This window comes from Nocardia sp. NPDC051756, from assembly GCF_040681495.1.
GTDB lineage: Bacteria > Actinomycetota > Actinomycetes > Mycobacteriales > Mycobacteriaceae > Nocardia.
In genome coordinates, this window is the sequence record NZ_JBFAYV010000003.1 from 150,456 (window position 1) to 176,605 (window position 26,150).

The window sequence follows — 26,150 nt, forward strand, 5'->3', positions numbered from 1 at the left end:
GCCTACTGCACGGCCTGGAAGATCAACATCGTTGCCCCGATGCGGATCTGGTCGCCGTCGGCGAGCAGCGCGCCGTTCTCGATCGGGTCGTCGTTGACGTAGACGCCGTTGGCCGAGTGCAGGTCCTTGATCAGCAGGCCGGCCCGGCTCGGCATGATGTGCGCGTGGTACCGGCTGGCCTTCGGGTCGTCGAGCACCAGGTCGTTGTCGGTCATCCGGCCGATCCGCAAGCCGCCCTGGGCGATCGGGACCATCCGGCCGTCCGGCATGCGCAGCTTGCCGCTGCGCACCGTGCTCGGCGCCTCGGTGACCGTCTCGGTCATCGCCGCGGCCATCCGTTCGACCTGCCGGTGTTCGGCCGCGCCGAGCGGTTCCTGGCGCAGCACCCGATGTTCGAGCTCGATCAGCGCCGGGCCCGGATCGATGCCGAGTTCGTCGGCGAGCACGGCCCGCACCCGGCGGCACGCGTCCAGCGCGTCGGCCTGCCGGCCGGAAAGGTAGAGCGCGGTGATCAATTGGCCCCACAGCGGCTCGCGCAGCGGATGCTCACCGGTCATCGCGACCAGCTCGCCGATCACCGATGCGGCACGGCCGAGGGCGATTTCGGCATCGATCCGGGCGGACGCGACGGCGAGCCGTTCCTCGTCCATCGCGGTGGCGAAACCGTCGGCGAATTGCAGCCCGCTCAGATCGGCCAGCGCGCGGCCGCTCCATTCACGCAGCGCGGCGCCGAAAAGCTGTGCGGCACCGGCGTGGTCGCCGAGCGCGGCGGCCCGGCTACCGGCCTCCCTGGTCGCCTCGAACCGGCCGAGATCGCAGGCGGTCTCGGCCACTTCGAGGCGATAGCCGGAGGATTCGGTGCGCAACACCGTCGCCGGATCCACCCCCGAATTACGCAGCGCCTTACGGATATTCGAGACGAATACCTGCAGGCTGGCGGCGTAGGAGTCGGGCGGATCCTCGTTCCACACCATGTCGGCCAGCGCGGCCGACGACACGGCGCGCCGCCGATTCACGGTGAGCGCGGCTAACAGAGCCCGCGGCTTGGGCCCGCCGACCGCCACCGGCTCACCGCCGACGAGCAACCGGACGGGCCCGAGCACGCGCACATCCAGACACATGAGCTGTCGAGCCCCCGGTGGGTTGATGAGTGGGTCAGGCGCTGATCGACCTTCCCGCGGACTTCAGATCATTGCATGCCTCGGTGACACGTGCCGCCATCGAGGTTTCGGCCTTCTTCAGGTAGCTGCGCGGGTCGTAGACCTTCTTGTTGCCGACCTCGCCGTCGATCTTCAGCACACCGTCGTAGTTGGTGAACATGTGCCCGGTGATCGGCCGGGTGAACGCGTACTGGGTGTCGGTGTCGACGTTCATCTTCACCACGCCGTAGCGCAGCGAGTCCTCGATCTCCGACTTCAGCGAGCCGGAACCGCCGTGGAAGACGAAGTCGAACGGCTGCGCGTCCTGGCTCAGGCCGAGCTTGGCCGCGGCCACCCGCTGGCCCTCGGCCAGCACCTCGGGCTTGAGCTTCACGTTGCCCGGCTTGTAGACGCCGTGCACGTTGCCGAATGTCGCGGCGAGCAGGTACTTGCCGTTCTCGCCCGCGCCGAGCGCATCGATGGTCTTCTGGAAGTCCTCGGGCGAGGTGTAGAGCTTGTCGTTGATCTCGGCCTCGACGCCGTCCTCTTCACCGCCGACGACACCGATCTCGACCTCGAGAATGATGTTCGCCTGGGCGCACGCCTTCAGCAGTTCCTTGGCGATTTCCAGGTTCTCGTCGATCGGGATCGCGGAACCGTCCCACATGTGCGACTGGAACAACGGGGCCTGCCCGTTCTTCACCCGCTCCTGCGAAATGGCGATCAGCGGCCGGACGAATCCGTCCAGCTTGTCCTTCGGGCAGTGGTCGGTGTGCAGCGCGATGGTGATGTCGTACTTCGCGGCGATCACGTGCGCGAACTCGGCCAGCGCGACCGAACCGGTCACCATGTCCTTCACGCCCAGGCCGGAACCGAATTCCGCACCGCCGGTGGAGAACTGGATGATGCCGTCGCTGCCCGCGTCGGCGAAGCCCTTGATGGCCGCGTTGATCGTCTCCGACGACGTGCAGTTGATCGCGGGGAAGGCAAAGGAGTGCGCTTTGGCCCGACCGAGCATCTCGGCGTAGACCTCCGGAGTCGCGATGGGCACAGTAAGACCTCCGTGATTGTTGCGGCAAAGACCTATTTTGTCAGCCACCACACTAGGACAGCGGTGTTTCGCCTGGTATCCAGGGAGGGCGGTGTAGTGCCAGCACGAGTGACCAGCCGGTTGTCCGCACGGAACCATCAGGTGACCGTTCGGTAGTTTCGCGCACAGCGCGGGGTTTCTCAGTTGAACCCGGTACTGTGGGCCCGGTAATTACGCTGGCAGCTTCCCGATGCGACGGCAAGCGATCAGGCCGGCCGTATCCAGAACAGGAGACCGCGTGATTCTGCTGGCAGCGACAGAATCGGTGACGAGCAATCTCGCTCTCAAAGAGTTGCTCGACCCGATGCACCTGCTCACGGAGACGTGGCTCAAGAACGCGGTGCTCCCGGCCATTCTGGTGATCGTCTTCATCGAGACCGGCCTGCTGTTCCCGATCCTGCCTGGCGATTCGCTGCTGTTCACCGGTGGCCTGCTCGCCGCGCAGGCGAATCCGCCGGTGTCGATCTGGCTGCTGCTGCCCGCCGTGATCGCGATCGCATTCGCCGGTGATCAGAGCGGTTATTGGATAGGCAGGGCGATCGGGCCCGCGTTGTTCCACAAGGAAGACACCCGGTTCTTCAAGAAGCACTACGTGACCGAGACGCACGAGTTCTTCGAGAAGCACGGGCCCAAGACCATCATCCTGGCCCGGTTCGTGCCGATCGTGCGCACGTTCATGCCGGTGCTGGCCGGGGTGTCCAAGATGGACTACCGCAAGTTCGTCGCGTTCGACATCGTCGGCGCCATCCTCTGGGGCGGCGGCGTGACGGTGCTCGGCTACTTCCTCGGCAATGTCGCGTTCATCCGCGACCACGTCGAGGCGATCTTCCTGCTCATCGTGCTCATCTCGATCTTGCCCGGCATCTTCGCGGTGGCGAAGAAGCTGCTCAATCGTGGCGCGGAGCCGGCGGCCCGGCAAGAAGCCGAGCTGACCGTCTCGACGAACGAGCCGACCCGCTGAGCTCGTGATCGCGGCGTCCTCGCCCCTAGCAGTGGGCAATTTCGATCCGCTGATGTCAGCGGGGCCCGCACTCGTCTGGACAGTGGTACTTGCCTTTGTCTTCATCGAGTGCGCGGTCATTCTCGGGCTCTTCCTGCCCGGCGACTCCATGTTGATCACCGCGGGCATCGTGATGGCGTCCAACGCCTCCGGTGAGGCGCAGGTGTGGGCGTTGTCGGTGGGCACGATGCTCGCTGCCATCGCGGGTAACCAGGTGGGCTATGTGATCGGGGCGCGCACCGGGCATCGCCTGGTGGCGCGCAAGAACGGCCGCTATATCAACACCAAGAATCTGCAACGGGTCACCGAACTGCTGGAGCGGCACGGGTTCGTCGCGGTGCTGGTCGCCCGCTGGATTCCCTGGGTGCGCACGCTGTGCCCGACGGTCGCGGGCGCGGCAGGCATGGACCATCGCAAGTTCACCATCGCCAGCACGATCGGCGCGATCATCTGGGCGCCGGTGCTGTTGCTCATCGGGTATTACGCGGGCGGGTTCCTGGACCGGGTGCCGTGGTTGATGCCCATCGTGATCGGCACGCTGGTGCTGGGCCTGATCATCGGGACGGTGCTGGGTATCCGGCACTACCGGCAGGAGATGGCCAAGCCCGCCGAGGAGTTCGAGCTGGAGACCTCGCCGAGCGGGATCGGCGACGCGGAGAACTGAGCGGAAAGCGCAGTCGGCCTTGGGCTTACAGGCCGGCCGCGCTGACCAGGTACGCGGCTTCCATCAGCATCCAGCCCGACAGCTGCACGGACAGATCGCGTTCGGGCACCCGGGACGAGGTCACCGAGCCGCCCGCGGTGAACCGGCCCGCCCCGGCGATGCCGCCGGGCAGCGTCGCCGGTTGGCTCCAGTTGTGCCCGAACAGCGGCTCGCCTTCGACCTCGAGCCGGTTGGCCCAGGCGGCCGTCGCGGAGGCGCGGACGATGTCGGCCGCGGTGCGCCGATCGCTCTCTTGTTCCTTGTCCTCGCCGGGCAGCATCAGCGCGACCAGCGCGAGGTAGCGGGCCAGGATGCCGTTGAACAGTCCGCCGTCGCCACCGCCGCCACCGCTGATGACGCCCTTGGTGGTCAGGTGTTCTTCGACGGCCGCGAGTAATCGGTGCACCCGCTCGCCGTGCCGCGGTTCACCGGTGTGCATGGCCAATTCGGTTTCCACGCCGAGCACCACGCCCTGGCAGTAGCTGAACACCGGGCGCTCGATCTCCCCGGCGGGCAGGTGGATTCCGTCGAGGATCAGCCCGGACTCCGGATCGCGCAGCGTCGCGTCCAGCCAGTCGGCGATCTCCTGGGCGCGCCCGTGCCGGCCGAGTCGCAGCAGCGCGATGGCGGCTGGGCCGTTGGCGGGCGCGTTGTAGTAGTCCGAGCCGATGCGCCACGGCAGGGCGCCGACCGCCGGATTGAAGCCTTCGTAGAGCGGCTTCTCCAACGCGATCAACCCGCTGCGCGCCTCGGTGACGCCCGCGGTGCGCTCGGCCCGTTCCAGCGCGATGGCCAGCCAGGCCATGTCGTCGTAGTACTTGTTCGTCCAGCCGGTCAGGTTGCGCATCCGATGCGAGCGGGCGATCGCGGCGATCCGCTTGCGCCGCACCGGAGTCGGCATCCGGTTGGCCGCGTCGACCGCGCAGTCGATCAGGTGCGCCTGCCACCAGTAGTGCCAGGACCCGAACGCCCGCTCCCGCTTGGTGGCCGGCCATCCGACCACGCCCAGCTCGGTGCCCGGCAGCGCCCACAACGCCCGCAGATGCCGGGACACGATCGCCGACTCCGCCATGTCCGCACGTTCGGACCACAGCGCGGGTGTCGCGACGGCGCCCTCCGGGCGCTCACCCAGCGACCGCGGCGTCGCGCGCCGCGGATCCTGTGCCCTCCGCGTGGTCATGCGTCAATGGTGCCAGCCGAGCCCGGATTCGCGCGCCCGATTTGTTACAGAAGCGATGTGTATTTGTTCTCGCAGCAGGTCGACAGGGTGCGCGGTGGCGTGTCCGTTACCAAGCGTCGGCCAGGTCCGCGTGTTGACGGACCCAGGCGTGCATGGCGATTCCGGCGGCGACGCCCGCGTTGATGCTGCGGGTCGAGCCGAATTGGGCGATCGAAACCGTCATCGCCGCAGCGTCTTTCGCGTGATCGGTGACGCCGGGGCCCTCTTGGCCGAAGAGCAGTAGGCAGTTTCGCGGGAGGTCGGCGGTCTCGAGCGGGACCGAGCCGGGCACGTTGTCCACCGCGACCACGGTCAGTCCTTCGCGGGCGGCGAATTCCAGCAGCTCGGCGATGGTCTCGTGGTGCTCGATGTGCTGGTAGCGGTCGGTGACCATGGCGCCGCGGCGGTTCCAGCGCTTGCGGCCGACGATGTGCACGGCCGCGGCGGCGAAGGCGTTGGCGGTGCGGACCACCGTGCCGATGTTGGCGTCGTGGCCGAAGTTCTCGATGGCCACATGGAACGGGTGCCTGCGCCGGTCGATGTCGGCGACGATCGATTCGCGCGTCCAATACCGGTAGGCGTCGACCACGTTGCGACGGTCACCGGCGTCGAGCAGTTCGGGGTCGAGCCGGGGATCGGCCGGCGGCGGCTCGGCGTGCTCGGTGGCCCACGGGCCGACGCCGTGTGGGTGCTCTCCCCACTCGGTCGGCCCGGCCGGGTCCTGCTCCGCCGCGTCCGGCACTGGGTGATTCACTCCGACGATGCTAATTCCGCCCGCGGCCACGCCGTCATGCGGCCGGACCGGCGGCGGTCAGTAGCTGCTGGAGCTGCTCCAGACGCCGACCAAGCCGAGCACGACGAACAGCACGATGAAGATGATGCTGATGATGGTCAGCGCCGAGGCGATGATCCCGCAGACGTAGCCGACCATGACGTTCGAGCGGCCGCCCAGCGCACCGCCGGACGCGTCGATCTCGTTGAGCGCCCGCTTGCCCATCACCCAGGCGACCGGACCGATGACCTGACAGAACACCAGGCTGAGGATGCCGAGGATCAGGATCATGGTGGCCTGCGGGTGTTCCTGCGGCGGTCCGTAGGCCCCGTAGGCTGGATAGCCGTACGGCGGCTGCTGCGGCGGGTAGCTCATCAGCAGGATGGTAGTTGGTGTAGCTGGCTACACCACACATTCGGCGGACAGCTCCATCGAACACCGCCGCCGCGCCGACAACCATGGAAGCCATGACCGAGACACACGTCGAACCCACCCTGGTGCTCGACCCGACGCCCGCCAAGGCCGGGCGCCCCGCCGAGCGGGTGGCCCGTGCCGTCCTCCGCGCCCCGTTCCAGGCCCGGGCCTGGAAAGAACTCGTCTACGTGTTCACCGTATTCGTCCTCGGCTGCATCGCCCTCGCGTACATGTACGTCGGCTGGGGCGGCGGCCTGGCGATCTCCCTCACCATCATCGGGTTGCCGATCCTGGCGGTGATCCTGCTCGGCGGCCGGACCTGGGCCCGGATCTACCGGGCGCTGGCCAAGGACCTGCTCGGCGCGCAGCTGACCCCGCCGCCGCCGTTCCGGCCGGAGCCGGGCCTGATCGGCTTCGTCAAGAGCGCGTTCACCGATCGGGCCAGTTGGCGGGCCGCGCTGTATCTGCTCGCGCAGGCCGTGCTCGGTGTCGCGGTCGGCTGGTTCGTGCTGCTCGGGATCGCGATGACGGTGTTCGTCGCGCTGTCCCCGCTGGCGTGGTGGCTGTTCGATCCGATCAATGTCGATGCCGAAGGCGTGGAACATCATTCGATGGCGCAGTTCGGCGACTTCTACATCGACAGCTGGCCGCGGGTGCTCGGCTTCGCCGCGCTCGGCGTCATCGGCTGCTTCGTGCTGCCCTGGCTGCTGCGCGCGGTCTGCTGGATCCACCGGCTGCTGGCCATCGCGTTGCTGACCGCGACCGCGGGCGATCGGCGGATCATCGAATTGCAGCAGGGCAGGCAGGCCGCGGTCGACGACTCGACGGCCACGCTGCGCCGGCTGGAGCGAGATCTGCACGACGGCACCCAGGCTCGACTGGTCACCATCGCGATGGCGCTCGGCCGGGCCGAGGATCGGCTGTCCTCCGGCGGCGACCCGCGCGACCTGATCGCGGACGCGCACGCCAGCTCCAAGGAGGCGCTGACCGAACTGCGCGAGCTGGTCCGCGGAATCCATCCGCCCGCACTGGAACTCGGGCTCGGCCCGGCGCTGGAAACGCTGTCCGCACGCTGTTCGGTGCCGGTCGAACTGCGCGTGCACCTGCCCGAACGGCCGAATCCGGCGGTCGAGGCGATCGCCTACTTCTCCGTCGCCGAGCTGCTCACCAACGTGGTGAAACACGCCAACGCCACCCGGGCGTGGATCTCGGTGGTGCCGACGGACTCGCGGACCATCGCGGTCACCGTGCGGGACAACGGAATCGGCGGCGTACTCGAACCCGCCCCCGGCGAACTCGCCGCAGGCAGCGGACTTTCGGGCCTGGCCGCCCGCGCCCGCACCGTCGACGGCAGCCTCACCGTGCAGAGCCCGACCGGCGGACCCACCGTGGTGACCATCCTGCTGCCGAAGGACGGCTCGCGGTGACCGAGTCGCTGCGCATCGTGATCGCCGAGGACAGCGCGATCCTGCGGGACGGGCTCGCGGGTCTGCTGACCGAACGCGGTCACCAGGTGGTCGCCATGATCGGCGACGCGACCACGCTGAGCGACGTGGTCGGCCTGCACAATCCCGATGTCGCCGTGGTGGACGTGCGGATGCCGCCGAGCTTCACCGACGAGGGCCTGCTGGCCGCCATCGAACTGCGCCGCAAATACCCGATGACCGGCGTGCTCGTCTTCTCCCAGTGGGTCGAAACCCGGTATGCCACCGAGCTTCTGGCCGGCGGCGCGAGCGGCGTCGGCTATCTGCTCAAGGACCGGGTGGCCGACGTCCGCGATTTCGTCGACGCCCTCCACCGGGTCGCCACCGGCGGCACCGCCCTAGACCCGGAGGTGGTGAGCCAATTGATGGGCGCATCCCGCCAGCAGGATTCCCTGACCCGCCTCACCCCGCGCGAACGCGAGGTGCTGGAACTGATGGCACAGGGCCTGTCCAACAACGCCATTGCCACCTCGCTCACGGTCACCGAACGCGCGGTGGAAAAGCACATCGGCAACATCTTCACCAAGCTCGACCTGCCCCCGTCGGACACCCATCACCGCCGCGTCCTCGCGGTGCTGCGGCTGAAGGGCTGAGCGGAACGCCGCCGTTCACACCGGACTGTCGCGCAGCGATTTGCGCATGTCAGAGTCGCTGCGGGCCTATCCTGGAGGTCTGACAGTCGGGGTGGAGGCTGGGATGGATCACGGGCGTATCTTGCGTACGGTGCTCGCGGTGACCGCCGGGTACCTGGTTGTGCTCGGGGTGTGGCTCGGGTGGGTGGTTCAGCACACGCCGCCGGGGACGTTGCCGTATCAGATCGTGGCGTTGGTCGGGGTGTTCGGCACGTGTGTGGGGATCGGGATGATGCTGGCCGGGCGGCCGTCCAAGGCGGACCGGCGGTTGTGGCGCGACGGGCTGGAAGGGTGGGCGACGGTGCACGGGGTGCATCCGTTGCAGCGGACGGATCATCACACCGAGTTGACCGAGCTGGATCTGGAGTTGACCATTCCGGGCGCGGAAAGCTACCGGGGCACAATCGTTTTCGACGTCACGCCGGCGGACAAGCCGCGGCTAGCGGTCGGTGAGACCATCTCGATCCGCGTCGATCCGGCGAACCGCGACCGGATCATCGTCGTTCTGTGAAGCCGCACCAGTTTTGATTTGCCGCACCGAGAATCGCATGCAATTTTCGGTGCGGGAGATCAAGAGTGGTGCGGCTGTTGGGGTTTCACGTGGGCGGCGGGGTCGGCGAGCAGGAACTGGGCGGCGGCGTAGGTGGCGAGGATGACGCCTTCGGTTACCCGGCGGCTGCGGTCGGTGCGAGCGAATAGGCGGCGCAGCACGATCAGGCCGTCGGAGACGGTGAACAGCAGTGCGCCGAGGCCCAGTCGGCTGCGCGGATCGGCGTTGGGGAGGTTAACGCCCGCAATGGATTTCGCGCCGGGCGCGAGTGCTGGATCCGAGGCCAGCACGCCCGCGGTGCCCAGCGTCGCACCATAGGCGGTCAATGGCACGGCCACGCCAGGTGCCTTCGCGCGGAGCAGAGCGGCCGCGCCGAGCCACGCGCCCAGCCGCGGCACCGCAACCTCGGCGTGCGGCCGCGCGCCCTTGCGCAACCACAACGCCGAATACCCGGCCTGCATCAGCGCGAACGACGACGCCCCGGCGATCAACCGGCGATCGTTGTCCGGGTCGATGAGCAGGATGTCGCCGAGCGTCGCGGCGCCGAGCGAACCGAGCAGCACCGCACGATCCGTGCGCTCGAGCTCGGTCCCCTCGGTCACCACATCGGCCGCCAGCAGCGGCATCATCAGGGGTTTCGCGACCCACTGCAGCTTCTCCCGGCCGGTGACCCCGGCGTAGACGGTGGCAGCGGCCGCGGCGAGAAACCCGGCCCGGAACAACCGCATCGCTCAGAAACTCGGCTCGACCGGCTTGGGCGGCAACGTGACGACCTGGCCGGCGTAACTGAGCCCGGCGCCGAAACCGAGCAGCAGCGCCAGCTGACCGCCCTTGGCCTTGCCGGTCACCAGCATCTCCTCCATCGCCAGCGGAATCGACGCGGCGGAGGTGTTGCCGGTCTGCACGATGTCGTTGGCCATCGGGATGTCGTCGGCCAGACCGAGGTTCTTCTTCATCAGCTCGTTGATCCTGGCGTTGGCCTGGTGCGGGATGAAGACCTCGATGTCCTCCTTCGCCACCCCCGACACCTCCAGCGCGGTGGACAGCGCGCGCGGCAAAGTGACCGCGGCCCAACGGAAGACGCGCGGGCCCTCCATCCGCAGCGACATCCGGCCGATCGGCTCGACCGCCGGGTCGGTGCCCTGCATGGCCTGCGCCTTCTCCATGTAATCGAGGAAGTTGACGTCCTGGGCGATCGCGGAGGCGTTCTCGCCGTCGCTGCCCCACACCGTCGGCGAGATGCCGTTCTCCTCGGCCGGCCCGACCACCACCGCGCCCGCGCCGTCACCGAAGATCATCGCGGTGCCGCGGTCGGTCGGGTCCAGGCCGACGGTCATCGTCTCCGCGCCGATCAACAGCACGTACTCCGCCGAACCGGCCCGGATCAGGTCCGCGGCCACGCCGAGGCCGTAGCCGAAGCCGCCGCAGCCGGAGGTCAGATCGAACGCCGGGATCCCGTTGATGCCTAGGTCGTGCGCGACGGACGGGGCGCCGTGCGGGGTCAGCATCAGCCAGCTCGACGTGGCCAGGATCAGCGCGCCGATCTTCGACCGATCGATGCCGCTGTTGACGATCGCCCGCTCACCGGCCGCGGCCGCGATCGACTGCAGGGTCTCGTCGCCGCTGATCCAGCGCCGGGTCTGGATACCGGTGCGTTCGAAGATCCACTGCGGGGTGGAGTCGAGGACCTCGCACACTTCCTCGTTGCTGACGATTCGCTGCGGTCGATAGGCACCGATACCGAGCATCGCAACGTTGTCGCGATTTTTGTTGATTGCAATGCTCACCACTGGAGATGACCCTTCACCTTTGAAGAACTTGACCGCTGTCCAGGCTAGCTGAGGGCCAAATCCTTCAGTCCGAGGATGGATCGATACTCCAGTCCCTCGGCCGCGATCACCTGGTCGGCCCCGGTTTCCCGGTCCACAACGGTGGCCACGCCGACCACGGTCGCGCCCGCGTCGCGCAGCGCGCGCACGGCGGTGAGCGGGGAGTTTCCGGTGGTCGTGGTGTCCTCGACGACCAGCACCCGCTTGCCGACGATGTCCGGGCCCTCGATCTGGCGCTGCATGCCGTGCGCCTTCGCCGCCTTGCGCACCACGAAGGCGTCGATCGGCCGCCCCGGCGCGTGCATGACCGCGAACGCGACCGGATCCGCGCCCATGGTGAGCCCGCCGACCGCGTCGAAATCCCAGTCCGCGACCAGTTCGCGCAGCAGCTTGCCGATCAGCGGTCCCGCACTGTGGTGCAGCGTCGCGCGCCGCAGGTCGACGTAGTAGTCGGCCTCTTTGCCCGAGGACAGGGTGACTTTGCCGTGCACGACGGCGAGCTCGCGCACGAGTCCCGCCAATCTGTCCCGGTCCGAACCGGCCGAGGTGCCCAGCGCCGACTCGTTAGTGGTTGCCTCGTCGATCATTCCTAAGTCCTTCCGCGTGTGTTGACCAAGCCGCGATTCAGTCGGGCCGCCAGGGTTCGCGGGATCATCCCGGCGACGGTAGTCGAGCGTTTTGTACTGCACACCGGGCACACTGAGCACCGACGTAGGCCCCGGACGCCGAACCGCGTCCTCGGCTCACCCCGGCCACACTGTCGAGGTTGGACGACCGATCCGTCGGCCGCGGCGATCATAGACGGCAACGCCGCCCTGGTGAATTCGACGCCCTCGGCCGACGCCCCACTATCAGCCGCCCGGCCCCGAACCGGTCACTGCGGGACAGGCCCCTGGTACGGACGGAAGCCGGGATGGAACGGGCCGCCGGGCGGCTCGGCCGCCGCGTCGTCCGCGCGAGCCGCCGGGCGACGGTCGGGCTCCTCGGCCCAGTCGTCGTCGGCGGGGAGTTCGTCGCGCTGGGCGGGCATCCACTTGTCCCGCGGTTCGGGAGTCTGCTCGCGCGGTTCCGGCGACCAGTCCTCGCGGCGTTCCGGAGTCCACTCGTCGGCGGTCCGGCGCTCCTCGCGGACCCGGGCCCGGGCGTCCGGCACCACGGCCAGCGAGGGGCGGCGCGGCGGTTCCGGTTCGTCCGGCGCGGACAGCGGGGCGCGGTCCTCGTCGTAGCTCTGCTCGGCGAACGGGGCCTCGTCGAACTCCTCGTCCTTGCGCAGCCGCGGCGGCTGCACCCGGGCGCCGCCGAGCGGTTCGTCCAGCTCTTCGCCCTCGGACTCGTCCGGCCGCTGCCTGCCGCGCGGCCGGGGACGGCCGGGATCGTGCCCGCCGTTGTCGAAGCGCGGCTCGCTGACCGGGGGCAGCACGTGCAGCAGCCCGGACAGGCGCAGCACCGCGTCGATCGAGGTCTCCCACTCGCGCGAGGAGGTGCCGACGGACAGCATGCCCAGCGTCCAGTTGCCCTCGCTCCAGAGCATCTGCACGGTGTCGGGCAGCGTCTCGATGAACGCCACCATCCGCTGATCGACGGCGTGCCTGGCGATTTCCGGGTTGGTCGCGAAGACCACCCGGTCGCCGATCGCGCCGAGCAGTTCCAGGTCGGCGTCCTTCGGCGGCGACGCGGTCTTGAGCCGCATGTCGACATCGATGTCCGAGCCGATCTGCCGGCGCACCGCGATCAGCGTCGCGGAGTCCTCCAGATCGAAGAGCACGAACTTCTCGCCCTTGCGAATACCGGACACCACATCGACCGCGGAGAGGTAGCCGAGCTTGGCCAGCGCGCCACGACGCCAGGTCGAGGGCAGCGCGGGCTCCACCGACACATACGTGTAGCCCTGGGATTTCGCCCAGACCTGCCGCGCGTGACCGGTCCGCTGTCGCTGGATCCGATCGAAATACAGCAGCACGATCGCACCCACGAGTGCGATCGCCGCCAAGCCGAACCACATTGCCGTCATCGGTGTCTAGCCTATCCAGCTCGGGGGGCGAATGCCCGTCGCCACCCGGCGGCGGTGCTGCGGGTCGTTCATCGTCCACCGCCGGGCAGCGCGGTACTGATGATCACCTTGGCCTGAATCGATCCGTCCGCACCCTTGTCACCCTGGATCAACACGATGTCGCCAGCGGGCAGATCGGACACCTTGGTGCCGGACATCGAGATCACCTGGGTGTTCGCGTCGGTGCGCACGGTGACCGTGGCGCCGAGCAGGGTGCTGATGGTGAGCGTGCCGCCATCGTTGGTGTTGATGGTGCCCATGGTCGCACCGAGATTGTCGATGCCGCCACCGAGGCCGGGCACGCTGGGAATCCCGCTCGGCGTGGGGCGCGGCGAACCGGGCAGCGGCCGGACGGCGGTCGGAAAGGCCGAGGTGCTCGCGGCGCTGGTGGACGACGAATCCTTGTTGCCGAGCAGCACTCCCGCGACGACACCGACCACGGCGACCAGCGCGACGACCCCGAGGCCGAGCGCGATCCACAAACCCGTGTTGCGCCGCCGCGGTGGTTCCGGTGGCGGCATGCCCGGTCCGGGCGGGACACCGTCGACCGGCGGCGCGCCCTGCCACTGATTGCCGTAGGTGCTTTCGTAAGCACCCCACTGGTTGTCGTGCGGCGGGAACTCGCGCGTGGCGTTCGGCGGGGGCGGTGACCACGGCTCGAACTGCTCGGTGGCCGGATACGCCGAGGGCGCGCCGGACCCGTACGCCTCGGAATACTCCGTGGTGTGCAGCGGCTGCTCGAACCCGGACTTGCCCGCCAGGTGCTCGGTCGGAGCATCCTCCGGCCGCTGCCCCCACGGATCGTTCGGGTTGGTCATGGCTTCCAGGTTAAGCGTTCCGGTCGGTCGGCGGTCGATACCCGAGGCATCGACCGCCGACTCGCCACTACCTAACTGCCGACGATCAGCCCGTCACCGTCTGGCGTGACCGTCACCTGCACCGTGTCGCCGTCGGTAACCTCGCCGCCCAGTAGCTCTTTGGCGAGCGTGTCGCCGATCGACTGCTGGATCAGCCTGCGCAGCGGACGCGCACCGTAGACCGGGTCGTAGCCGCGCACGGCCAGCCAGAACCGGGCCGAATCGCTCACGTCCAGCTTCAGCCTGCGCTGGGAAAGCCGCTTCTGCAGCTGGTCGAGCTGGATGTCGACGATGTGCTCGAGCTGCTCCTCGTCCAGCGCGTGGAACATCACCACGTCGTCGAGGCGGTTGAGGAACTCCGGCTTGAACGCCGAACGCACCGCGTTCATCACGAACTCGCGATCGCCACCCGCACCGAGATTGGAGGTCAGGATGAGGATGGTGTTGCGGAAGTCCACCGTGCGGCCCTGGCCGTCGGTGAGCCGTCCCTCGTCGAGCACGGCGAGCAGGATGTCGAACACATCCGGATGCGCCTTCTCGATCTCGTCGAACAGCACCACGGTGTACGGCCTGCGCCGCACCGCCTCGGTCAGCTGACCACCCTGGTCGTAGCCGACGTAGCCGGGCGGGGCGCCGACCAGGCGGGCCACCGAGTGCTTCTCGCTGTACTCGCTCATGTCGATCCGGACCATGGCACGTTCGTCGTCGAACAGGAAGTCCGCCAACGCCTTTGCCAGTTCCGTCTTACCGACGCCGGTCGGGCCGACGAACAGGAACGAGCCGGTCGGCCGGTTCGGGTCGGCGACCCCGGCGCGCGCCCGGCGCACCGCGTCCGACACCGCCTGCACCGCCTCGGTCTGGCCGACCACGCGGCGGCCGAGTTCCTGCTCCATCCGCAGCAGCTTCTGGCTCTCGCCCTCGAGCAGCCTGCCGACCTGGATGCCGGTCCACGCCGAGACCACCTCGGCGATATCGTCGGGCCCGACTTCCTCCTTGAGCATCACCTCGCCGTCCGCGGCGGTGCCGGAGACCTTCTCGGCCTCGACGAGTTGCTTCTCCAGCGCCGGGATCTTGCCGTAGCGCAGCTCGGCGGCCTTGCCCAGATCGCCGTCGCGCTCGGCCCGCTCGGACTCCCCGCGCAGCGATTCCAGTTCCTCCTTGAGCACGCGGACCTGATCGATGGCGCTCTTCTCGTTCTGCCAGCGGGTCATCAGCTGGTTCAGCTTCTCCCGGTCGTCCGCGAGTTCCGAACGCAGCTTCTCCAGCCGCTGCTTGGAGGCCTCGTCGGTCTCCTTGCTCAGCGCGACCTCTTCGATCTCCAGTCGCCGCACCGCGCGCTCGACCGCGTCGATTTCCACTGGGCGCGAGTCGATTTCCATCCGCAGCCGCGACGCCGACTCGTCCACCAGGTCGATCGCCTTGTCCGGCAGGAACCGGGAGGTGATGTAGCGGTCGCTGAGCGTGGCGGCGGCGACCAGCGCGGAGTCGGTGATGCGCACGCCGTGGTGCACCTCGTAGCGCTCCTTGATGCCGCGCAGGATGCCGATGGTGTCCTCCACCGACGGCTCGCCGACGAACACCTGCTGGAAGCGGCGCTCCAGGGCGGCGTCCTTCTCGATGTGCTTGCGGTACTCCTCCAGCGTGGTCGCGCCGACCAGGCGCAGCTCGCCGCGGGCCAGCATGGGCTTGATCATGTTGCCCGCGTCCATCGCGGATTCGCCGGTCGCGCCCGCGCCGACGATGGTGTGCAGCTCATCGATGAACGTGATGATCTGTCCCGCACTGTTTTTGATGTCTTCCAGCACGGCCTTGAGCCGTTCCTCGAACTCGCCGCGGTACTTCGCGCCCGCGACCATCGCGCCGAGGTCGAGCGAGACCACGGACTTGCCGCGCAACGACTCCGGCACGTCGCCGGCCACGATGCGCTGGGCCAGGCCCTCGACGATGGCGGTCTTGCCGACGCCGGGCTCGCCGATCAGCACCGGGTTGTTCTTGGTGCGCCTGCTCAAAACCTGGACCACGCGCCGGATCTCGGTGTCGCGCCCGATCACCGGATCGAGCTTGCCCGCGCGGGCGGCCTCGGTGAGGTTGGTGGAGTACTTCTCCAGCGCCTGGTAGCTGCCCTCGGGATCGGGGCTGGTCACCCTGGCGCTGCCGCGCACGGCGGTGAACGCCTCGCGCAGCGCGTCGGCGCTCGCGCCGTACTTCTTCAGCAGCATGGTCACGTCCGAGTCGCCGGCGGCCAGGCCGACCATGACGTGCTCGGTGGAGACATACTCGTCGCCCAGCTCGGTGGCCAGGCGCTGCGCCGCGGTGATCGCGGCCAGTGCCTCACGGCCGAGTTGCGGAGTGGTCGTCGCACCGGTCGCGCTGGGCAGCCGGTCCACGATGTCCTGGGCCTCGCGCCGCACCGTCGCCGGGTCGACGCCGACCGCCTTGAGCAGCGGGGCGGCGATGCCGTCGGTTTGATCCAGCAACGCCACCAGCAAGTGGGCCGGACGAATCTCCGGATTGCCCGCAGCTGAGGCCGCCTGGAGTGCGGCGGTCAACGCCGCCTGGGTCTTGGTGGTGGGATTGAAGGAGTCCACAGTTACCTTCCTACTAGTCGATTCCCGCGGCACCGAGAGCATTCGGTCAGTGAAGTGACGACCTTGGTCAGTTCCTCCACCCGCGATAGCGCGCGTCTCGCTGCCGTACTGCACCGTCCAACGTATGAAAGGTTGAGTCTGTTCCGCTCAAGTTTGATTTTTTCGCCGATTCCGGCCCGCGCCATCTCGTCAGGTTCCCGCGCAGGTAGAACCGTACGCCCCGACACCGCGCCAATGCGATGAATCACAGCGTCGATGGGGTATGGATGCATACGATGACGTTTGCCGTTAGTTGATGCATCAAAGAGCGCTTGCCGGCACGCAGGTGCGAGGCCGCACTCTTCAGCCCGATCAAGGAGCGAATGGATGCGCGCGATTGTCGTACGGAAGTTCGGAGCCACGCCGGAGTTGACCGACATGCCGGTCCCCGAACCCGGGCCGGGTGCGGTGCGGGTCCAACTGGAGGCGGCAGGGGTCAACCCGTTCGACGCGAAGATGGCCGACGGAATCCTGGACGGCAAACTGCCCCACGACTTTCCGATGATCCTCGGGGTGGACGGCGCGGGCGTCGTCGCCTCGGTCGGACCCGGTGTCACCCACTTCGCCGTCGGCGATCGGGTGGTCGGCAAGTTCCTCAACCCACCGGCCGGTCACGGCAGCTTCGCCGAATACGCGGTCATCCCGGAGGGCGGCACCCTGGTGCGCATCCCCGAGGGCGTGCCGACCGCGGCCGCCGCGGCGCTGCCCACCGCGGGCGTCACCGCGCAGGACCTGGTGGACGCCACCAAGATCGAACCCGGCCAGACCGTGCTGATCGTCGGCGCCACCGGCGGCGTCGGCTCGTTCCTCGTGCAACTGGCCAACATGGCGGGCGCGAACGTCATCGCCACCGCCCGCGACGCGATCGCCGACCAGATGACCCGGCTCGGCGCGGCCGAGACCGTCGACTACACCGCGGGCCCGGTGCGCGAGCAGGTCGGCGCCGCCCACCCCGACGGCATAGACGTCCTCTACGACCTGGTCAGCCCGCCCGAGGTACTCGCAGAGCTGACCACCCTGGTGCGTGACGGCGGCACCGTCTACTCCACCATCTGGTCCGCCGACGAGGACGCCCTGCGATCCCGCGGCATCCGCGGCGGCAACATCGAATCCAGCGGCCGCGCACCGGAATTGGCCCGACTACTGGACCGGGTAGCCGAGGGCGACGTGGTCGTCCCGATCGACGCCACCCTCCCGCTGGCCGACGGCGCCACCGCCATCGGCGCGACCGGCGCCCGCGGCAAAACGGTGCTCACCATCTAGCCGCAGCTACGGGGTAACTGAACCGGCATCGCTCTCGGCGAACACCCTGCCGAGGCGGTCCGGGCAATCCGGCAGATAACCTGTCAACGAGGCCGAAGCGCCGGCGAGCGAGCCCGGTGCACACCAGAGGCTCGCGACCTAGCCGAACGTCAGCTGGGCGTAGTCGCGAGCAGGTTGTGCATACCAACACGACTTCGGCAGTTTCGGGGATACTGATCAGCGGAGGACCGCCGGTTACGGATACGTCCCCGGGCAGAACTGAGGGAAAGGAAGCTTCGCGTCGTGGATGCGCGTTCGGCTGCGCTGGTCCGCGCCAACTTCCGTGCGGTGATCGAGTCACCGCACGGACCCGAGCGGTTGGTCAGTGCGTTCTACGGTCATTTGTTCGCCGAGAACCCGCAACTGCGTGAACTCTTCCCGCCTGCGATGGAAATGCAGGCAAAGCGGATCGTCACCGCCATCCAGTACGTGCTCGATCACCTCGAGGACTGGGGGCGGGCGCAGAAGTTCCTGGAGCAATTGGCCCGCGATCATCGCAAATACGGGGTCGACGCGGCGCACTACGACGCCGCGGGCCGAGCCCTGCTCTCGGCGTTCCGCGCGTACAACGGCATCGGGACCTGGCATCGTGGGCTGGAGGAGGGCTGGCGCGACATCACCATCCTGATCTCCGCGTCCATGGCCATCGGCGCGAACTCGGACAAGTCCCAGCCGTACTGGGAGGCGACCGTGGTCGGTCACCGCCGGGTGCTCGAGGACCTGGCCATCGTGCGGCTGCAATCCGAGAGCCCGATCCCCTATCAGGCCGGGCAGTACGTGCCGCTCACCGTGCCGCAGCGGCCGAAGATGTGGCGCTACTTCTCCCCCGCCATCCCGGCGAACCCGTACGGCGAGATCGAGTTCCATGTCCGCAAGATCCGCGGCGGCTGGGTCAGCCCGGCCATCGTGAACGAGACCAGGGTCGGCGACCGCTGGCAGATCGCCGGCCCGCTCGGCGGCTTGCACGTCGACCGGGACAGCGGCCGCGACGTGCTGCTGATCGGCGCGGGTACCGGGATCGCGCCGCTGCGCGCCCAGCTGATCGAGATGGGCCAGCGCGGCATCAACCCGCGGGTGCATTTCTTCATCGGCGGCCGCTACCCCTGCGATCTCTACGACGTGGAGAACATGTGGCAGCTCTCGCAGAGCAATCCGTGGCTCACCATCGTCCCGGTCTGTGAACAGAAGACCAATCCGTGGTGGTACCCCCATCCGCCGCAGGAAGAGCCGTACGGCATGCACCGGCGGCTGATCGGTAATCTGGGCGCGGTGGTCGCGAGCTTCGGCGCGTGGGCGGACCGGCAGATCCAGATCGCCGGGTCGGCGAAGATGATCGCGGACACCCGGCGCGCGTTGATCGCGGTCGGCACTCCGGAGCACATCATCAGCTCCGATCCCGTTTGACGAAGGAGGCCCCATGGGGGATGGCAGCGGACGGAGTCCGTGGGGTGGGTAGGACACCTGGGGACCCCGGTGCGCTGGGCAATGGCGCACACCACCCGACCGAATGGACAGCCACGGTGGTCGGGCACCATCGAATCCGCCACGACCTGGCGGTGATTCGGCTGATCGGCGAGTTCGTGCCGTTCCTCGCGGGCCAGTCCGTCGAGGTCACCGTGCCGCAGCAACCGAGCATGCGGCGCAGACTCTCCCCGGCGCTGCCGCCGTCGCTGGACGGCAAGCTGGAGTTCCACGTGCGCACCGTGCCCGGCGGCTGGTGCAGCGGCTCCATCGTGGCCGACACCAGGCCCGGCGACGAGTGGCAGATCCGCGCCCCGTTCGGCAGTTTCGCGGTCGACCCGGCGGGCGAAGAGGTGGTGATGATCGCGGGCGGCACCGGCCTGGCCCCGCTGCGCGCGCAGATCCTGGACCTGGCCCGCGAGCCGGAACCGCCGCACACCTATCTCTTCTTCGGCGGCCACACCCCGCGCGACCTGTACGCCTCGGACATGCTGTTCCTGCTGGCCGGCGAATTGCCTTGGCTCACGGTGATTCCCGTGGTCGAGAGTCCGGACGATCCCAGCTGGGTCGACGAGTGGTACGAGCGCAGCCGGGTGAACATCGGCTTCCCGCCGGACGAAATGCTGTTCGGCACGCTCGCCGAGGTGGTCGGTTCGCACGGCGCGTTCGACCACCATCAGGTGCTGGTGTGCGGCTCGCCCGCCATGGTCAATGCGACGGTGGATCGACTGCTCGCCACCGGGACTCCGCCGGAGCGCATCCAATTCGAGGGTCTGTAAACGACCGCCGAACACTGACGCCGGAATCCGGCCGCGGTACTGGGCGCGACCGGATTCCGACTGGGCCCGGGATTACGGGAGGGGTCGAAATCCCGAGCGGTCGGTCAGAACAGGGGGTCGTGGCGGATGTTCTTGGTGAGCGTCCCCGCGGCCATCATGCGGAACTTGGTGGTCTGCACCATCGACGGCGAGCCGACGATCTGCACGTCCCGGTCGGCCCAGGCGCCGAAGCTGGCGACCACCTTGCCGATCTGCCCGGTCAACCGCGGTTCCAGCCCCGCGTGCGCGGGTGCCAGTTCGCCGGAATCGGTGTACCACCAAGGGTTTTCGTCGTGTTCGGTGACCGGGGTGACGGTCAGCCAACGGTTGGCCACGGCCAGGCTGTTCAGCGTGTCCAGGTCGTAGAGGTCGCACGGATGGTGCCCGCCGACGAACAGATGCACCTTCGGGTTGGTCCGCCGCTGCGCCATCGCCATCAGCTGGGCGCGCAGCGGCGCGATGCCGGTGCCGCAGCCGACCATCAGCATCTTGCGCTTGGTGTTGCGCGGGATGCCGAGGCCGCCGAGCGGCGAGCCGAGCAGCCACTGGTCACCGATCGCGGTCTGGCCGACGATGGCCGAGCTGACCCAACCGCCGAGCACGCCGCGAACGTGGAACTCGATCTCCCCGTTGGCATTCGCGGGCACGGCGGGCGACATGTAGCGCCACATCCGCGGCCGGGACGGGACCTGCACGCTGAGGTATTGGCCGGCCGCGTATTGCATCGGCTGGTCCAGTTGCAGCCGCAGCACGGTCAGGTTGCGCAGCACGTCGCGGCGTTCCACCACGGTGCCGGTCCAGACCGGCGGCGTGGTTTCCTTCTCCGCCGCGCCGATCATGGTGTCGCCGATGATCTTCAGGCCTTCGTCCCAGGCCTGGTCGACCTCGTCGGTCCACATCTCGGTGCCCGCGTACACCCGCATCGCGGTCTTCAGCGAGACGGCGACCGCGGTGTAATGCACCGGCTGCACACCGTATTTGCGATGGTCGCGCCCGAGCTGGGCGAGGAACGGCAGGAGCTTGTTCGGCTCCTCCAACCGGTCCAAGGCATAGGCGATGGCCTTGACAAGGCGATCACGCTGTGCGTCCATGGCTGCTGGAAAGAAATCGCGGACTTGGGGGTAGTCGGTGAATAGGATCGCGTAGAACGATCTCGCTAATTTCTCCGGCCCCCCTTCCTCCGCAGCAACCGCCTTGAACGTCGTTCTGATCAAAGCGACAGTCCGCGAATCCATTTGTGTCACAACCCCATTTCGCACTCGAACACAAACTGTGCCGGCGAGTGAGGTGCTGCGGGACACTCGTCAGCAGCCGTTGCCAAGGAGTGTAGGCGAGGTTTGCCAGCAGCGGAATCCTCCGTTTAAACAACAAGCGTGTAATTCCCCGGAAACGAGGAAGCGCAGCGCAAAACACTCGCGAAACCGACTGGCAGACCGCAAAAACCGAGTGAAATCAGTCACGGATACACTGAATTTGCATGACTCGTTCTGCAACCCTCGTACCCATAGCGATCTCAGAGCGACCGCGCGGCAACATCTCTGGCCGATCGACCGACTGAGTCGGTCCACGCCACACGCCACGCCACCGGGGCGCGCGATGAAACTGACCAGTCGGCTATCGCCCGAAGGCCAACGACCCGATGCGCTGTCGCACACCGAGTCTCGGCTTATCGTTGGCTACCCTTCAGAAACCCGCACCCGGCATGACTTCGGGCCGCTGACCTCGGAGCACGATCAATTCTCCGAGGCCAGCGGCCCGATAGTTAGCCAGCCGTATTCAGTATTGTTGCGGGACTACCGTTCGCTCAAATACCACGGCGATTTCGCGGTTGCCAGACCACGAGTGCGGTACTGCGTTGCGGCGGCGAAAGATCCGGCCGATAGCCGGCCCGCAGCCGATCCAGCTCGGCCGCCAGTTCGGCGACCCGCTGCTGCAATTCCTCGACCTGGTTGGTGAGTTCGATGATGCGTTTGATGCCCGCCAGGTTGACGCCCTCGTCCTGAGACAGCCGCTGCACCTCGCGCAACAGCTCGACGTCCCTGGCCGAGTAGCGTCGCCCGCCGCCCGAAGTGCGTTGTGGCGTAACCAGTCCCAGACGGTCATAGGTGCGCAGGGTCTGCGCGTGCATGCCCGCCAGCTGGGCCGCCACCGAGATCATGAAGAACTCGGCACGCGACCCGCTGGACGCCTGCTTCGGATCATGGGACATCAAGCACCTGCCCATCCAGCCCGTGGATCGAATCCGCTTGCCTTCTCCGCCTCCGCAAAGCGCCGGAGCGCCTCGGCTGCGTTGTCGTCCAATTTCTGTGGCACCGCGACCTTGACGGTGACCAGCAGGTCACCGGCGCCGCCGCCGCGCTTGGGCACGCCACGACCGCGCACCCGGAGGATGCGGCCGTCCGCGGTGCCGGGCGGCACCTTGACGCCGACGCGCCCTTCCAGCGTCGGCACCGAAACCGTGGTCCCGAGCACCAATTCGCTGTAACTGACCGGCAAGACCAGGGTCAGGTCGTCGCCGTTGCGGCCGAACACCTTGTCCTGGCTGACGTGCACGCTGACGAACAGATCACCCGAGGGCGCGCCGCGCAGGCCCGCCTCGCCCTGTCCGGCCAGCCGAATCCGTTGTCCGTCACTGACTCCCGGGGGAATCCGCACCGTGATGGTGCGCGTGCGGTTCTGGATGCCGCTGCCGTGGCAGTCGACGCACGGGTCGTCGATGATCGAGCCGGTGCCCCGGCAGTCGTCGCACGGCTCGCTGAAGCCGAACGCGCCCTGGTTGCGGCTAATGATGCCGGTCCCATTGCAGTGCGGGCAGACTCGCGGGCTGGTGCCCGGCTTGGCGCCGCTGCCGTGACAGGTGGTACACGGCGACGGACTGGTCATCCGCAGCGGAACCGTGACGCCCTGGGCGGCCTCGCGGAACCCGAGGGTGGTCTCGGTCTCCACGTCCGCACCGCGGCGCGGCCGGCTCGTGGTGCGGGTGCCGCCCCGGTTGAACAGGCCGCCGAGCAGGTCACCGAGGCCACCGTCGCCCGCGTTCGCGGTGCCGAAGATGTCGCCGATGTTGAAGTCCTGCGAAAAGCCGCCGCCCGCACCGGGAGTGAACCCGCCGCGGGGATAGCCGCCACCCGCGAACAGCTTGCGGGTCTCGTCGTACTCCTTGCGCTTGGCCGGATCCGACAGCACCGCGTGCGCTTCGCTGACGGTCTTGAACCGCTCCTCGGCCTTGCTGTCCCCGGGATTGGCGTCCGGATGCAGGTCGCGGGCGAGCTTGCGGTACGCCTTCTTGATCTCGTCCTGCGAGGCGCCGGAGGAGACACCCAGTTCCTTATAGAAGTCCTTTTCGATCCACTCCCGTTGACTCACCGGATATCTCCTCCTCTCGCGTCTTATTACTGTTTGTTCGCGCCGGCATCAGCGTCCGATGCCTCGGTCGAATCGGTTGTGGCCGCGTCGGCCACCCCATCGGTTACCCCGACCAGCGCGTGCCGAAGCACCCGTTCGCCGAACCGATAGCCCTTGCGCATGACCAGCCCGATCACCGGGTCGTGCCCGGAGCCCTCGTGCTGCACGGCCTCGTGCAGGGTCGGGTCGAACGGCTCACCCGCGGTACCGAATTCCTCCAGCCCCTGCTTGTGCAGGGCGGTGGCCAGCTTGTCGGCCACCGACTTGAGCGGTCCGTTGTCCAGGTCGCCGTGCGCCCGCGCCCGATCGAGATCATCGAGCACGCCGAGCAATTCGGTGACCACGGCGGCCTTGGCGGTGTCGATCGCGGTCTTGCGATCGCGTTCGACGCGGCGCCGGTAGTTGGCGTACTCCGCGGTCAGCCGCTGCAGATCGGCGGTGCGCTCGGCGAGTTCCTTGCTGATGGCGTCGGCCAGCAGCTCGGCGCCCTGCGCGGTGCCGATGATCGGATCGGTGCCGTTGCCTGCGTCCGGGCCGGGCCCGGCGGCGGACTCAGCCGCCGCCGGCTCCCGCACGTCGCCGGTCTCCGGGTCGATCTTGCGGTTGTCGACGAAGGTGACCGGCTCTTGCTCGGAGTCGCGCTGCTCCGAATTGTTGCCGTGGGTCACTTCTTCTCCGTGTCCACCGGCTCGTCCACGACCTCGGCGTCGACGACCTCGTCATCGGCGTCGGTGGCCGAGGATCCGTTGCTGGACGCGGCCGACTCGTTGGCCGAGGACTCGTAGATCGCCTGGCCGAGCGCCTGCGACTCGGTCGCCAGCTTCTCCACGGCCGCCTTGACCGCGGCGATGTCGGTGCCCTTGAGCGCCTCGTTCGCCTCGGCGATGGCCGCCTCCACCTTGGACTTGATCTCCGCGGGGACCTTGTCCTCGTTCTCCTTGATGAACTTCTCGGTCTGGTGCACCAGCGACTCGGCCTGGTTGCGGGTCTCGGCCTCCTCGCGGCGGGCCTTGTCCTCGGACGCGTGCTGCTCGGCGTCCTTCACCATCCGGTCGATCTCCTCCTTGGACAGGCCGGAGCCGTCCTGGATCTTGATCGTGTTCTCCTTGCCGGTGCCCTTGTCCTTCGCGGTCACGTGCACGATGCCGTTGGCGTCGATGTCGAAGGTGACCTCGATCTGCGGCACGCCGCGGGGGGCCGGCGGGATGCCGGTCAGCTCGAACGAGCCGAGCAGCTTGTTGTGCGAGGCGATCTCGCGCTCACCCTGGAACACCTGGATCTGCACCGAGGGCTGGTTGTCGTCGGCCGTGGTGAAGGTCTCCGAGCGCTTGGTCGGAATGGTGGTGTTGCGCTCGATGAGCTTGGTCATCACGCCGCCCTTGGTCTCGATGCCCAGCGACAGCGGGGTCACATCGAGCAGCAGGACGTCCTTGACCTCGCCCTTGAGCACACCGGCCTGCAGCGCGGCGCCGACGGCGACGACCTCGTCCGGGTTCACGCCCTTGTTCGGCTCACGGCCGCCGGTCAGTTCCTTGACCAGCTCGGAGACGGCGGGCATGCGGGTGGAGCCACCGACGAGCACGACGTGGTCGATGTCGGCGACGTTGATGCCCGCGTCCTTGATCACGGACTGGAACGGCGCACGGGTGCGGTCGAGCAGGTCCGAGGTGATCTTCTGGAACTCGGCGCGGGTCAGCTGCTCGTCGAGGAACAGCGGGTTCTTGTCCGCGTCGACGGTGATGTAGGGCAGGTTGATCGAGGTGCTCTGCGAGGAGCTGAGCTCGATCTTCGCCTTCTCGGCGGCCTCACGCAGCCGCTGCAGCGCCATCTTGTCCTTGGTCAGGTCGATGCCCGCGCTGGCCTTGAACTTGTCCACCAGCCAGGTGACCACGCGCTCGTCCCAGTCGTCACCACCGAGGTGGTTGTCGCCGGAGGTGGCGCGGACCTCGACGACGCCCTCGCCGATTTCCAGCAGCGAGACGTCGAAGGTGCCGCCACCGAGGTCGAAGACCAGGATGGTCTGTTCCTTGTCGCCCTTGTCCAGGCCGTACGCCAGCGCGGCCGCGGTGGGCTCGTTGACGATGCGCAGCACGTTCAGGCCGGCGATCTGGCCGGCTTCCTTGGTGGCCTGGCGCTGTGCGTCCTCGAAGTACGCCGGCACGGTGATGACCGCGTCGGTGATCTCCTCACCGAGGTAGGCCTCCGCGTCGCGCTTCAGCTTCATGAGCGTGCGCGCGCTGATTTCCTGCGGGGTGTACTTCTTGCCATCGATCTCGACGGTCCAGTCGGTGCCGATGTGGCGCTTGACCGAGCGGATGGTGCGGTCGACGTTGGTGACGGCCTGGTTCTTGGCCGGCTGGCCGACCAGCACCTCGCCGTTCTTCGCGAACGCGACGATCGACGGGGTGGTACGCGATCCTTCCGAGTTGGCCACGACGACCGGTTCTCCGCCTTCGAGTACGGCGACGACCGAGTTCGTGGTCCCGAGGTCGATTCCGACCGCACGAGCCATTGTTGTTCCTCCTATTTGACGTACTTACTGGTGTCGGTGCTGGGCGGATGTCGCCCTGCGGCCAGGTCACCCTGTGCCGCGAGACCTCGCCCCAAGCACCTGACGGAGCACGGTCCCAGCAACGCTGAGCGTGGTCGGCTCAATCCTGCCCCCAATTATCACCGGGAGTCAACTCAAACTTGAGCCCGACACACTCAACGTTGTCGAATAGCTCAACGGACAACCGCCGCGGATCATTCCCGAACCTCGGCATCTATTTCTGCTGTGCCCGATTCTCGTCCCGCGG

General features: G+C 68.0%; 24 protein-coding genes. 8 read left to right on the forward strand and 16 right to left on the reverse strand.

Annotation, left to right across the window (positions count from 1 at the left end; all coding sequences use genetic code 11):
• Positions 1 to 2 precede the first annotated feature (2 nt).
• Complete coding sequence (locus AB0M22_RS12325) at positions 3 to 1,121, reverse strand: BTAD domain-containing putative transcriptional regulator (protein ID WP_364724511.1); 1,119 nt, start codon at positions 1,119 to 1,121, stop codon at positions 3 to 5.
• A gap of 34 nt (positions 1,122 to 1,155) precedes the next feature.
• Positions 1,156 to 2,190: a class II fructose-bisphosphate aldolase gene (gene fbaA, locus AB0M22_RS12330; protein WP_364724514.1), complete on the reverse strand. Its 1,035-nt coding sequence runs from the start codon at positions 2,188 to 2,190 to the stop codon at positions 1,156 to 1,158.
• Positions 2,191 to 2,533: 343 nt separating this feature from the next.
• Here fbaA and AB0M22_RS12335 point away from each other — a divergent pair, with 343 nt between their 5' ends.
• Both AB0M22_RS12335 and AB0M22_RS12340 read left to right on the forward strand, forming a co-directional pair.
• Entirely contained in the window at positions 2,534 to 3,190 is a 657-nt protein-coding gene (locus AB0M22_RS12335) for a VTT domain-containing protein (protein WP_364726858.1), read from the forward strand.
• A gap of 52 nt (positions 3,191 to 3,242) precedes the next feature.
• On the forward strand, positions 3,243 to 3,893 hold the full coding sequence (locus tag AB0M22_RS12340; protein ID WP_364724517.1) for a DedA family protein: 651 nt from the start codon (positions 3,243 to 3,245) through the stop codon (positions 3,891 to 3,893).
• A gap of 25 nt (positions 3,894 to 3,918) precedes the next feature.
• Here the strand turns inward: AB0M22_RS12340 and AB0M22_RS12345 are convergent, their stop codons facing one another.
• The 3 genes from AB0M22_RS12345 to AB0M22_RS12355 all read right to left on the reverse strand — a co-directional run bounded on the left by AB0M22_RS12345 (position 3,919) and on the right by AB0M22_RS12355 (position 6,298).
• Positions 3,919 to 5,004, reverse strand: coding sequence for a glycoside hydrolase family 76 protein (locus AB0M22_RS12345; protein ID WP_364726861.1), 1,086 nt, complete (start codon positions 5,002 to 5,004; stop codon positions 3,919 to 3,921).
• A gap of 214 nt (positions 5,005 to 5,218) precedes the next feature.
• Positions 5,219 to 5,905 carry a TrmH family RNA methyltransferase gene (locus AB0M22_RS12350; RefSeq protein WP_364724519.1) on the reverse strand — a complete coding sequence of 229 codons (687 nt, stop codon included), beginning with the start codon at positions 5,903 to 5,905 and terminating at the stop codon, positions 5,219 to 5,221.
• Between the two features lie 57 nt (positions 5,906 to 5,962).
• Positions 5,963 to 6,298, reverse strand: coding sequence for a DUF4190 domain-containing protein (locus AB0M22_RS12355; RefSeq protein WP_364724522.1), 336 nt, complete (start codon positions 6,296 to 6,298; stop codon positions 5,963 to 5,965).
• A gap of 92 nt (positions 6,299 to 6,390) precedes the next feature.
• Between AB0M22_RS12355 and AB0M22_RS12360 the strand changes: the two genes are divergently transcribed.
• From AB0M22_RS12360 to AB0M22_RS12370, 3 genes are all read left to right on the forward strand, one after another.
• A complete protein-coding gene (locus AB0M22_RS12360; RefSeq protein WP_364724524.1) occupies positions 6,391 to 7,764 on the forward strand; it encodes a sensor domain-containing protein in 1,374 nt (457 codons plus the stop codon).
• A gap of 8 nt (positions 7,765 to 7,772) precedes the next feature.
• Positions 7,773 to 8,414, forward strand: coding sequence for a response regulator transcription factor (locus AB0M22_RS12365; RefSeq protein WP_364726864.1), 642 nt, complete (start codon positions 7,773 to 7,775; stop codon positions 8,412 to 8,414).
• Between the two features lie 103 nt (positions 8,415 to 8,517).
• The gene (locus AB0M22_RS12370) at positions 8,518 to 8,964 is read left to right on the forward strand and encodes a hypothetical protein (protein ID WP_364724526.1); all 447 of its coding nucleotides are present in this window, start codon (positions 8,518 to 8,520) and stop codon (positions 8,962 to 8,964) included.
• Positions 8,965 to 9,023: 59 nt separating this feature from the next.
• On the opposite strand, the gene AB0M22_RS12375 is transcribed toward AB0M22_RS12370, so the two are convergent.
• The 6 genes from AB0M22_RS12375 to clpB all read right to left on the reverse strand — a co-directional run bounded on the left by AB0M22_RS12375 (position 9,024) and on the right by clpB (position 16,327).
• Positions 9,024 to 9,731 carry a lysoplasmalogenase gene (locus AB0M22_RS12375; RefSeq protein WP_364724529.1) on the reverse strand — a complete coding sequence of 236 codons (708 nt, stop codon included), beginning with the start codon at positions 9,729 to 9,731 and terminating at the stop codon, positions 9,024 to 9,026.
• Positions 9,732 to 9,734: 3 nt separating this feature from the next.
• Positions 9,735 to 10,793 (reverse strand): beta-ketoacyl-ACP synthase 3, encoded by a 1,059-nt coding sequence (locus AB0M22_RS12380; protein WP_364724531.1) that lies wholly within the window; start codon positions 10,791 to 10,793, stop codon positions 9,735 to 9,737.
• A 44-nt stretch (positions 10,794 to 10,837) separates the two neighbouring features.
• Positions 10,838 to 11,419 (reverse strand): orotate phosphoribosyltransferase, encoded by a 582-nt coding sequence (gene pyrE, locus AB0M22_RS12385; protein WP_364724533.1) that lies wholly within the window; start codon positions 11,417 to 11,419, stop codon positions 10,838 to 10,840.
• 287 nt (positions 11,420 to 11,706) lie between these two features.
• Positions 11,707 to 12,843: a hypothetical protein gene (locus AB0M22_RS12390; RefSeq protein WP_364724536.1), complete on the reverse strand. Its 1,137-nt coding sequence runs from the start codon at positions 12,841 to 12,843 to the stop codon at positions 11,707 to 11,709.
• Positions 12,844 to 12,911: 68 nt separating this feature from the next.
• Positions 12,912 to 13,700: a DUF5666 domain-containing protein gene (locus tag AB0M22_RS12395; protein ID WP_364724539.1), complete on the reverse strand. Its 789-nt coding sequence runs from the start codon at positions 13,698 to 13,700 to the stop codon at positions 12,912 to 12,914.
• A 71-nt stretch (positions 13,701 to 13,771) separates the two neighbouring features.
• Complete coding sequence (gene clpB, locus AB0M22_RS12400; protein WP_364724542.1) at positions 13,772 to 16,327, reverse strand: ATP-dependent chaperone ClpB; 2,556 nt, start codon at positions 16,325 to 16,327, stop codon at positions 13,772 to 13,774.
• Between the two features lie 366 nt (positions 16,328 to 16,693).
• Between clpB and AB0M22_RS12405 the strand changes: the two genes are divergently transcribed.
• The 3 genes from AB0M22_RS12405 to AB0M22_RS12415 all read left to right on the forward strand — a co-directional run bounded on the left by AB0M22_RS12405 (position 16,694) and on the right by AB0M22_RS12415 (position 19,908).
• Complete coding sequence (locus AB0M22_RS12405; RefSeq protein WP_364724545.1) at positions 16,694 to 17,629, forward strand: NADP-dependent oxidoreductase; 936 nt, start codon at positions 16,694 to 16,696, stop codon at positions 17,627 to 17,629.
• Positions 17,630 to 17,911: 282 nt separating this feature from the next.
• Positions 17,912 to 19,072 carry an FAD-binding oxidoreductase gene (locus tag AB0M22_RS12410; protein ID WP_150400100.1) on the forward strand — a complete coding sequence of 387 codons (1,161 nt, stop codon included), beginning with the start codon at positions 17,912 to 17,914 and terminating at the stop codon, positions 19,070 to 19,072.
• Between the two features lie 44 nt (positions 19,073 to 19,116).
• A complete protein-coding gene (locus tag AB0M22_RS12415) occupies positions 19,117 to 19,908 on the forward strand; it encodes an FAD-binding oxidoreductase (protein ID WP_364724552.1) in 792 nt (263 codons plus the stop codon).
• Between the two features lie 104 nt (positions 19,909 to 20,012).
• Here AB0M22_RS12415 and AB0M22_RS12420 read toward each other — a convergent pair whose 3' ends face one another.
• The 5 genes from AB0M22_RS12420 to dnaK form a co-directional block, all read right to left on the reverse strand.
• Positions 20,013 to 21,182, reverse strand: a complete 1,170-nt coding sequence (locus tag AB0M22_RS12420; protein WP_364724555.1) for an FAD-binding oxidoreductase — start codon at positions 21,180 to 21,182, stop codon at positions 20,013 to 20,015.
• A gap of 569 nt (positions 21,183 to 21,751) precedes the next feature.
• Complete coding sequence (locus AB0M22_RS12425; RefSeq protein WP_364724558.1) at positions 21,752 to 22,156, reverse strand: helix-turn-helix transcriptional regulator; 405 nt, start codon at positions 22,154 to 22,156, stop codon at positions 21,752 to 21,754.
• Positions 22,156 to 23,313, reverse strand: coding sequence for a molecular chaperone DnaJ (dnaJ, locus tag AB0M22_RS12430; RefSeq protein ID WP_364724561.1), 1,158 nt, complete (start codon positions 23,311 to 23,313; stop codon positions 22,156 to 22,158). Before dnaJ ends, AB0M22_RS12425 begins: the two co-directional genes overlap by 1 nt.
• A gap of 26 nt (positions 23,314 to 23,339) precedes the next feature.
• Entirely contained in the window at positions 23,340 to 24,020 is a 681-nt protein-coding gene (grpE, locus tag AB0M22_RS12435) for a nucleotide exchange factor GrpE (RefSeq protein WP_364724564.1), read from the reverse strand.
• The gene (gene dnaK, locus AB0M22_RS12440; protein WP_150400106.1) at positions 24,017 to 25,864 is read right to left on the reverse strand and encodes a molecular chaperone DnaK; all 1,848 of its coding nucleotides are present in this window, start codon (positions 25,862 to 25,864) and stop codon (positions 24,017 to 24,019) included. Before dnaK ends, grpE begins: the two co-directional genes overlap by 4 nt.
• Positions 25,865 to 26,150: the final 286 nt, after the last annotated feature.

Bases quoted from the DNA above. Each gene is read 5' to 3' on its own strand.
- AB0M22_RS12395 (WP_364724539.1), bottom strand. From the start codon at position 13,700: ATGACCAACCCGAACGATCCGTGGGGGCAGCGGCCGGAGGATGCTCCG.
- dnaK (WP_150400106.1), bottom strand. From the start codon at position 25,864: ATGGCTCGTGCGGTCGGAATCGACCTCGGGACCACGAACTCGGTCGTC.
- AB0M22_RS12325 (WP_364724511.1), bottom strand. From the start codon at position 1,121: ATGTGTCTGGATGTGCGCGTGCTCGGGCCCGTCCGGTTGCTCGTCGGC.
- AB0M22_RS12370 (WP_364724526.1), top strand. From the start codon at position 8,518: ATGGATCACGGGCGTATCTTGCGTACGGTGCTCGCGGTGACCGCCGGG.
- AB0M22_RS12335 (WP_364726858.1), top strand. From the start codon at position 2,534: ATGCACCTGCTCACGGAGACGTGGCTCAAGAACGCGGTGCTCCCGGCC.
- AB0M22_RS12375 (WP_364724529.1), bottom strand. From the start codon at position 9,731: ATGCGGTTGTTCCGGGCCGGGTTTCTCGCCGCGGCCGCTGCCACCGTC.
- AB0M22_RS12340 (WP_364724517.1), top strand. From the start codon at position 3,243: ATGTCAGCGGGGCCCGCACTCGTCTGGACAGTGGTACTTGCCTTTGTC.
- AB0M22_RS12420 (WP_364724555.1), bottom strand. From the start codon at position 21,182: ATGGATTCGCGGACTGTCGCTTTGATCAGAACGACGTTCAAGGCGGTT.
- AB0M22_RS12360 (WP_364724524.1), top strand. From the start codon at position 6,391: ATGACCGAGACACACGTCGAACCCACCCTGGTGCTCGACCCGACGCCC.
- pyrE (WP_364724533.1), bottom strand. From the start codon at position 11,419: ATGATCGACGAGGCAACCACTAACGAGTCGGCGCTGGGCACCTCGGCC.
- AB0M22_RS12405 (WP_364724545.1), top strand. From the start codon at position 16,694: ATGCGCGCGATTGTCGTACGGAAGTTCGGAGCCACGCCGGAGTTGACC.
- AB0M22_RS12355 (WP_364724522.1), bottom strand. From the start codon at position 6,298: ATGAGCTACCCGCCGCAGCAGCCGCCGTACGGCTATCCAGCCTACGGG.
- AB0M22_RS12425 (WP_364724558.1), bottom strand. From the start codon at position 22,156: ATGTCCCATGATCCGAAGCAGGCGTCCAGCGGGTCGCGTGCCGAGTTC.
- AB0M22_RS12390 (WP_364724536.1), bottom strand. From the start codon at position 12,843: ATGACGGCAATGTGGTTCGGCTTGGCGGCGATCGCACTCGTGGGTGCG.
- AB0M22_RS12345 (WP_364726861.1), bottom strand. From the start codon at position 5,004: ATGGCGGAGTCGGCGATCGTGTCCCGGCATCTGCGGGCGTTGTGGGCG.